The organism is Sporosarcina sp. Y838 (assembly GCF_056786515.1).
This window is the reverse complement of sequence record NZ_JBXCJD010000046.1, coordinates 1-1,270: the sequence shown is the minus strand read 5'-3', so window position 1 is coordinate 1,270 and position 1,270 is coordinate 1. Positions and strand designations below refer to the sequence as shown.

The 1,270-nt window shown below is 35.4% G+C and carries 1 rRNA gene; it reads left to right on the top strand.

The features are described 5' to 3' along the window. Window positions 1–67: ribosomal RNA gene (gene rrf / locus AC1TO4_RS19795) — 5S ribosomal RNA — on the top strand; the annotation flags it as partial. Window positions 68–1,270 lie beyond the last annotated feature (1,203 nt).

Genomic DNA, 1,270 nt, shown 5'->3' with positions numbered 1-1,270 from the left:
AAGTTAAGCTCTTCAGCGCCGATGGTAGTTGGGGGTTTCCCCCTGTGAGAGTAGGACGTCGCCGGTCTCAAAGTAAAGTCATTGCCTTCGGGTAATGGCTTTTTTTATGTTTATAAAGATTTCAACCGAAGGTTATATTGAAAGCAGACATAGAAATGCTGAAGAATAGACTTCTCGTGTGAAGGTAATCCTAATTCGTTTGAGATTGACCAAAAATATAACTATTGTACTTTGTATCTGCAAGCCAGACAGACCCGTTGATTTGGCCTTATCAAACCGCTGTAAATATTTTAACGTGAATTTCCTATTAACTACACTTTAGTACTCTGGGAAGTGCATTATTGGGAGTATTGTGCTAGATAGTCTCATTAAGAAAACATATATCATTATCTGGGATTAAATCTGCAACTTGGAGTGCATCTTTCTTAAAAAATTAGTATCAAATAGTAATCTCAATATATACATCTCCAAATGACGACCATTACGATAAAGAATACCCTATCAAAGCAGTAAGCTTGGATTCTAAGCACCAATCCAGACTAGAGGTATCTCGAAGCACCAAGCAATTTATAATCCAGACTCAGGCAGAAGCGGAATTCAGTAGAATTATTCATACTCCCTAATTAGAAATCTTGATGGAAAAACTTTTGGATTTTTGAATGTGAATAAAAACTCAAATGCAGCAACATGATTTATAATAATTGATTTAGCTAAAAGAGAAGTTAAGGAGGATTGCATAGATCTGAATCTTAACTGACAACTTGTACGTTAAACTCTCCAACATCTATATTGTATAAGAACAGATTAGTTAACCTTAGTGCTATATTACAATGATTTAATGTCCCTTTCGCAATGTCACTTTAATGTATTTAAGTAAAGTATAAATAAACCTTGCGTTTTATAAAATAGCATGGTATATTTAGAACCTTGCGTTTCCGATACATCAATAACTAGTGAGAAAAGAAATTAAAATTAGTTGTTGACACGGATGACGTAACTTGGTATGATATAAGAGTTGCCACTGAAACAAGCGGCAAGTAAATGAAGAGGGAAGTAAATCAGTTCCTCGCCAAATGAACCTTGAAAACTGAACAGCAAAACATCAATGAGATATCGCGAGAGTGCTAACGCACTTGAGCAAAACGTTTCGAAGTAATTCGATTTCAGTCGAGCGAAAAGAAACACACACAAGAATCTTCGGATTCAGAGGAGGAATTAATTCCTCCTTTAGTCAGCAAGAAATGAGCTATTCGATTTCTTTATGGAAAAC